This is a genomic window from Bradyrhizobium sp., from assembly GCF_019244115.1.
Lineage (GTDB): Bacteria > Pseudomonadota > Alphaproteobacteria > Rhizobiales > Xanthobacteraceae > Bradyrhizobium.
This window is the reverse complement of the sequence record NZ_JAFATE010000507.1, coordinates 1-5,788: the sequence shown is the minus strand read 5'-3', so window position 1 is coordinate 5,788 and position 5,788 is coordinate 1. Positions and strand designations below refer to the sequence as shown.

Annotated in this window: 8 protein-coding genes and 1 tRNA gene; 4 read left to right on the top strand and 5 right to left on the bottom strand. The window is 63.5% G+C overall.

Annotation, left to right across the window (positions count from 1 at the left end; translation table 11 throughout):
- Positions 1-200: 200 nt before the first annotated feature.
- Both JOZ76_RS22600 and JOZ76_RS22595 read right to left on the bottom strand, forming a co-directional pair.
- Positions 201-275: transfer RNA gene (locus JOZ76_RS22600), tRNA-Gly, on the bottom strand.
- A 140-nt stretch (positions 276-415) separates the two neighbouring features.
- Entirely contained in the window at positions 416-967 is a 552-nt protein-coding gene (locus tag JOZ76_RS22595; RefSeq protein ID WP_291702044.1) for an SRPBCC family protein, read from the bottom strand.
- Between the two features lie 153 nt (positions 968-1,120).
- Here JOZ76_RS22595 and trxA point away from each other — a divergent pair, with 153 nt between their 5' ends.
- Both trxA and JOZ76_RS22585 read left to right on the top strand, forming a co-directional pair.
- The gene (gene trxA / locus JOZ76_RS22590) at positions 1,121-2,044 is read left to right on the top strand and encodes a thioredoxin (RefSeq protein ID WP_291702042.1); all 924 of its coding nucleotides are present in this window, start codon (positions 1,121-1,123) and stop codon (positions 2,042-2,044) included.
- A gap of 161 nt (positions 2,045-2,205) precedes the next feature.
- Positions 2,206-2,880: an LON peptidase substrate-binding domain-containing protein gene (locus JOZ76_RS22585; RefSeq protein WP_291702040.1), complete on the top strand. Its 675-nt coding sequence runs from the start codon at positions 2,206-2,208 to the stop codon at positions 2,878-2,880.
- Between the two features lie 9 nt (positions 2,881-2,889).
- On the opposite strand, the gene JOZ76_RS22580 is transcribed toward JOZ76_RS22585, so the two are convergent.
- The 3 genes from JOZ76_RS22580 to JOZ76_RS22570 all read right to left on the bottom strand — a co-directional run bounded on the left by JOZ76_RS22580 (position 2,890) and on the right by JOZ76_RS22570 (position 4,869).
- Positions 2,890-3,729, bottom strand: coding sequence for an FTR1 family iron permease (locus tag JOZ76_RS22580; protein WP_291702039.1), 840 nt, complete (start codon positions 3,727-3,729; stop codon positions 2,890-2,892).
- Positions 3,730-3,739: 10 nt separating this feature from the next.
- Positions 3,740-4,075, bottom strand: coding sequence for a cupredoxin domain-containing protein (locus JOZ76_RS22575; protein WP_366938611.1), 336 nt, complete (start codon positions 4,073-4,075; stop codon positions 3,740-3,742).
- 443 nt (positions 4,076-4,518) lie between these two features.
- Positions 4,519-4,869, bottom strand: coding sequence for a hypothetical protein (locus JOZ76_RS22570; RefSeq protein WP_291702037.1), 351 nt, complete (start codon positions 4,867-4,869; stop codon positions 4,519-4,521).
- An 80-nt stretch (positions 4,870-4,949) separates the two neighbouring features.
- On the opposite strand from JOZ76_RS22570, the gene JOZ76_RS22565 reads away from it, so the two are divergent.
- Both JOZ76_RS22565 and JOZ76_RS22560 read left to right on the top strand, forming a co-directional pair.
- The gene (locus JOZ76_RS22565; protein WP_291702035.1) at positions 4,950-5,486 is read left to right on the top strand and encodes a TetR/AcrR family transcriptional regulator; all 537 of its coding nucleotides are present in this window, start codon (positions 4,950-4,952) and stop codon (positions 5,484-5,486) included.
- Between the two features lie 62 nt (positions 5,487-5,548).
- Positions 5,549-5,746, top strand: a complete 198-nt coding sequence (locus JOZ76_RS22560; RefSeq protein ID WP_291702033.1) for a Trm112 family protein — start codon at positions 5,549-5,551, stop codon at positions 5,744-5,746.
- The last annotated feature ends 42 nt before the right edge of the window (positions 5,747-5,788 follow it).

Sequence of the window (5,788 nt, the reverse complement as noted above, 5' to 3'; positions counted from 1 at the left end):
TCGGCCGACCGAACCAGACGCCACAAATCGTCTCCGCCGATCAGATCGCCGGCGAACTTGGCGAGTGAGCAAGAGGCTATACCCGTGACCAGCGGCTGAGCGGTGCGAAAGCGAGAGCCGAGCTCGGCTGGCGGCCTGCCCATCTCGATCCCGAAGGCGAGATCGCGGCTCTCCCGGCGTGACGATGTCAGGAGGAAAATTGGAGCGGGCGAAGGGGCTCGAACCCTCGACCCCGACCTTGGCAAGGTCGTGCTCTACCACTGAGCTACACCCGCATCCGGTGTGCTGCCGACCATGGCGCCGGCAACGGGGAGACCTATGCCAAATGCCGACCTTGAATGCAACAGTCAGACGACGGTCCGAACGCGGTTAAATCGTCCGAAAGCGCTACCCACGGCGCAGAATGGCCCCCAAATCACGCAGAAGGGGGCACCAATTTGGGGTTGGTCACGGCTTCGTGGCCGGTTCCAGTACCCATGGCCGTCCGCAGCGATTCGAGCCATCGGGCAAACCAGCCGCGGAGCGTGCCGGCGAGTTCGTCGTGACGGGCGGGTTCGCAATCGAAATCGGCCCACCATTCGACAAAGGCGCGATCGCCATCGATGACGGACGTGACACGCAGGGTGGCCTGGAACGAGGTGACCGGCAGCGACGGCTCGCTGCAGAACTCGTAGGTCTGAGAGCGCTCGACATCGGATAGCGCCAGCAGCCGCTGGCGGATGCACCTGCCCTGGTACAGCACCTGCCGGATCGCGCCGACCGCATCAGCGGATTTGCCATCTTCGATCCGGCTCTCGCCGGCACCGTTGACCCACACCGGGTAGTTGTTGAAATCGCGAATGATTTTCCAGATCTCCGGGGCCGGCTCGCGAAAAATGGTGCTGTAATAGGCTCTCGCCATATTGGGCGCTCCTAGCATGAGCATCGATGACCGGCAGCCTGGCGCGAAACCTGCGGCGCGCGCCACCCGATCTCCGAGGTTCCCTGGGCCGCGATCAGGCGCCGCCGAACCAATTGAAATTTTCATGCAAACCGCCACCTAAGGAGCGGAAGTTCCAAGAACATGTTTTCGGGCCGTGCTAGAACGCGGTCCATTCCAGACATCGGACGAGGATCCCCCGTGACCATAGTAGAGCAGGGCAGCGGCGCGACACCGCAGGTAACACCCGATCTGATCAAGGAGACCACCACTCAGAGTTTCATGAAGGACGTGATCGAGGAATCGCGGCGCCAGCCGGTCCTCATCGATTTCTGGGCGCCATGGTGCGGACCATGCCGCCAGCTGACCCCCGTCCTGGAAAAGCTGGTGCGGGCCGCCAAGGGCAAGGTCAAGCTGGTCAAAATGAATATCGACGAACACCCGGCGATTCCTGGTCAAATGGGAATTCAGTCGATCCCGGCCGTGATCGCCTTCGTCGGCGGTCAGCCGGCTGACGGATTCATGGGTGCTCTGCCGGAGAGCCAGGTCAGCGCCTTCATCGAGAAATTGACCAGGGGCGTCCCCGCCGCCGGCGAGCCGAACATCGCGGACATCCTGAAGGAGGCGGACGCCGTGCTCGCCGAAGGCGATCCGGCCGGAGCCGCGCAGATCTATGCCGAAGCGCTTGCGATCGACGCCACCAACATCCCGGCGCTTGCGGGCCTCGCAAAATGCTACGTCACGACCGACGCGATTGAGCAGGCCAAGCAGACGCTCGCGATGGTGCCGGAGTCCAAGCGCAATGACCCGGCCGTGAAGGCGGTTCAGGCCGCGATCGACCTCGCCGAACAGGCCCAGTCGGTCGGCCCGGTCGCGGAGCTGGAAAAGAAGGTCGCGGCGAACCCGCTCGACCACCAGGCCCGTTTTGATCTCGCGACCGCGCTGAATGCGCTCGGCAAGCGCAAGGAAGCGACCGACCAGCTGCTCGAGATCGTCAAGCGGGACCGCAAGTGGAACGAGGACGGCGCGCGCAAGCAGCTCGTGCAGCTGTTCGAGGCCTGGGGCGGGGCGGACGAGTCCACCATCGACGGACGAAAGCGGCTCTCGACGATCCTGTTTTCGTGAGAGCCGGGAACGCGTGATCCGGCCCGAAGGGCCGCGTGGACATGATGCGCGAAACGGCTTTCGGAAGGGACCGTGTTCAACCGACCATCTGAAGCGCGACGGCTTTGCGATTCCGCCGCATCGCGCTTTGGGAGATATCGATAACTGAAGGCGCGCAGCTGATGCCGATTAACGCCGAATATCGCGGGCCCGCCGAGCTTCCTGAGATCATTCCGGTGTTTCCGCTCGCCGGCGCGCTATTGCTGCCGCGCGGCCAGATGCCGCTCAACATTTTTGAACCGCGCTATCTTGCGATGGTAGACGATTCCCTGCGCGACGGTCACCGACTGATCGGCATGATCCAGCCCGACGTGACGCATTCGTCGAACGAGGACAATCCGGTGCTGTTTCGCGTCGGCTGCGTCGGCCGCATCACGCAGCTCGCCGAATCCGGTGATGGCCGCTACATTCTCGAGCTCACCGGCATTTCGCGCTTCCGCGTGGTCGAGGAACTGACGGTGCAGACACCCTACCGGCAGTGCAGGGTCGACTATTTCCCGTTCCTCGACGATTTCACCGCGCGCAAGGGCGAGGACGCGGTCGACCGCGAGGCCTTGCTGGCGGCGCTCGCCGAATTTCTCAAGGCCAACAATCTCAGCGTCGACTGGAACGGCGTCGAGACCGCCCCCAATGAGGCGCTGGTCAATGCGCTTGCGATGATGTCGCCTTATGGTCCGGCGGAGAAGCAGGCCATGCTCGAGGCGCCCGACCTGAAGACCCGCGCGGAGATCCTGATCGCGGTGACCGAGATGGACCTCGCGAAGAAACGCACCAGCGGCGATCCGCCCCTGCAGTAGAGAAATTATCTATTCGGCCGGAACGGCGTGTCCGGGCCGGCGGCCTTGGCCCGGCGCTGTAAGCCGCATCAGCACGACAGTGGTGACGATGACGACGATATAGACGACGAGCTGCATTTCTGTCGGCTGGTCGGTGTAACCGATCAGCGTGTGCAGCGTGCGGCCCGCAAGGCTGCGATCCGAGAGCAGGGAGGAACTGTCCCACATCACCCGATCGAGCGACGTCAGCCAATTGGCCCGCGCGAGAAACGCGACCGCCTGCGCCGCCATCCCGGCCGCGAGCAGGGTGATCAGGGTGGTCGTCGTCGCAAACAGCGCGCGTGGCGGAATCCGCATCAGGCCGCGATAGGTCAAGAGGCAGACCAGGCCCCCCATCACCAGTCCGATCAGGCCGCCGGCCAGGAAGCTCACGCCCGAGCCGCCATCCGACGTCGCCACGCCATAGAGAAACAGCGCGACCTCGCTGCCCTCGCGAAGCACGGCCACGCCGACCACCACGGCGAGCGCGAGCAGCGACTTGCTGCCATCCGCGACCGCCTGACCGGCGGCGCGCAATTCTCCCGCCATCTGCCTGCCGTGCCGTGCCATCCAGACATTGTGCCAGGTCAGCATGACCACGGCCGTCACGAGGATCGCCGCGTTGAACAGTTCCTGTCCCATCCCCTCGAACAGTTCGGACAATGCGCCGGCAAACGCCGCCACCAGACAGGCCGCGAGCGCGCCTGCGAGCACGCCGCCGCCGATCCAGCGATTGCGGTGACGGACCTCGCCGGTAACCGCAAGCACGATGCCGACGATCAACCCGGCCTCAAAGACCTCGCGGAAGACGATGACGAGCGCAGCCAACACGCGGCACCGCCTATTGTACGTTCAGGACGCCGCGCGCCTGGTCGTTGAAATCGTCATGAAACTCATAGCGTCCAGGCTTCAGCGCACGCACATTGACGACGCCGTCGGCCTTGCCGGCGACAACCTTCTCGACTCGCAGCGAGTCGCTTTCGAACTCCATCGCCGCCGGATCCAGGTTCTTGACCCTGAACACGACGGGTCGATCCGCCGGTGCGCGCAGTTCGCTCGGCTGGAATTGGCCCTTGGAATACGTCACCTGGATTTCCGTCGCATCCTGCGCGATCGCAAAAGCCGCCTGCACGGTTGCGACTGCGCAAATTGCGGCAAGGGAGAGATTTCTCACCATATTCATCGAAGGAGACATGTACCAGCCCTTCCCGAGCTTGAGCCAGATCAAAATTCGTTGGCGACGTTCAGCTTGACAGGTGGCGCTGGAATGCCGCGAGACTGAGCACCTCGAATGGCTGGCCTCCCGCTCTGACTCGGGCATTCCGCCGTCAGGAGCGCTTCGGAATGAACCCTGTGTACGCGTCGGACCTGGCATCACAATACTCGCCGGCGAGATCCGACAAAGTCGGGCTGTCATCGGTGATTTCAATTAGCGCCTCGGCCGAGCCTCGGCAAAGAGACCCGCTCTAGACTGGAGCCATTCTAGAGTGACGTGCCTGATATCCGTCAATGCGTCTGCGGCCATGTCAAAAAATAAAACGAATGTCAGAATCCGGCGGGCGCTGGCATTAGAGCAGTCAGCGCCCTCAGCGATGCCACTGAGATCCGGATCCCGCCTGCTCAATAACCAGCCACGGCCATCCCAACCACCGCACCAAGTATCATCCAGCCGAAGTGCCGGCCGCGTGAAGCGAAAGCGTTGGCGAACGCCGCAAACGCAAACACCGGCACCAGCGTGGCAACGATCCAGTGCCGCGCCGGCTCCGATCCCATCCAGGGGGCGGCGAACAGCAGCACGCCGCAGGCGATCCAGGCCAGTGTGAAGGCCTGCCAGACCAGCCAGATCAGGAGTCTTAGCCGCGGCGGCTCGATCCGGGCGCGCGTGAACACACGGCGTTCTCCGATCACCGCATGGACCAGCGCCCCCAGAATCGCCACGGCTCCGGCGGCTTGCAGCAACAAATCGCGCATGAAGATCTCCATACAGTTCTGTATGGAAACTAGGCCGCGGACTTTCATCCGTCAATACACTTGTGTATGGTCATGATATCATGACCATACAGCTCTCCGCCCGCGACTGGCTCGACCTCGGCCTGAAGGTCTTGGCAAGACATGGGTTTGCGGCCCTGAAGGCCGACAGGCTTGCGAAGACGATGGGGGTGTCGCGCGGCAGCTTCTACTGGCATTTCGCCGACATCGCCGCGTTCCACGGCGCGATCCTGAAGCACTGGCGCGAGGTCGCCGCCGAACAGGTCATTGCCGACCTGGAAGCCGGGGAAGCAGGCGAAGATCCGCTCGCGCGGCTCCTGACCAGAGTGCTCTCCGAACGGCTGACCCTGGAGAAGGCGGTGCGTAGCTGGGCCAGCTTCGATGCGGCCGCCCGCGCGGCCGTGCAGGCCATCGACCGGCGGCGTCTCGGCTATCTCGAAACCATGTTGAAGCGAAGCGGCCTGGCACCGGAGGCGGCGCAGGTCCGCGCGCAGCTTCTCTACTGGACATTTCTCGGCGTCACATTCTCGGATAAACCTCCGCCCGACGACATCCGTCAGGCGCTGCTCGACGAGCTCTTGCGCTTCGCCAGAAGTTAGCGGTTGGCGACGACAGCATGGCCGCCGGTGTGCTAGATACGCGGAAAAAGCCGGAGACCATCATGAGTGCCTCGCCAGAACGCCCCGAAAACACCGTCGATCCAAAATTGCTCGAAATCCTGGTCTGTCCGGTGACCAAGGGTCCGCTGGAATTCGATGTGGCGAGGCAGGAGCTGATCTCGCGCTCGGCCAAGCTCGCCTATCCGATCCGTGACGGCATTCCGATCATGCTGCCGGAGGAGGCGCGCAAGATCGAGTAACCGGTGCGCATACGCGCCCTGCTTGCCGCACTGGCGTTCCTG

What these genes read in the sequence shown, in the direction of transcription:
- JOZ76_RS22565 (WP_291702035.1), top strand. Translation starts at nt 4,950, where the DNA reads ATGACCATACAGCTCTCCGCCCGCGACTGGCTCGACCTCGGCCTGAAG.
- JOZ76_RS22575 (WP_366938611.1), bottom strand. Translation starts at nt 4,075, where the DNA reads ATGGTGAGAAATCTCTCCCTTGCCGCAATTTGCGCAGTCGCAACCGTG.
- JOZ76_RS22560 (WP_291702033.1), top strand. Translation starts at nt 5,549, where the DNA reads ATGAGTGCCTCGCCAGAACGCCCCGAAAACACCGTCGATCCAAAATTG.
- JOZ76_RS22585 (WP_291702040.1), top strand. Translation starts at nt 2,206, where the DNA reads ATGCCGATTAACGCCGAATATCGCGGGCCCGCCGAGCTTCCTGAGATC.
- JOZ76_RS22570 (WP_291702037.1), bottom strand. Translation starts at nt 4,869, where the DNA reads ATGCGCGATTTGTTGCTGCAAGCCGCCGGAGCCGTGGCGATTCTGGGG.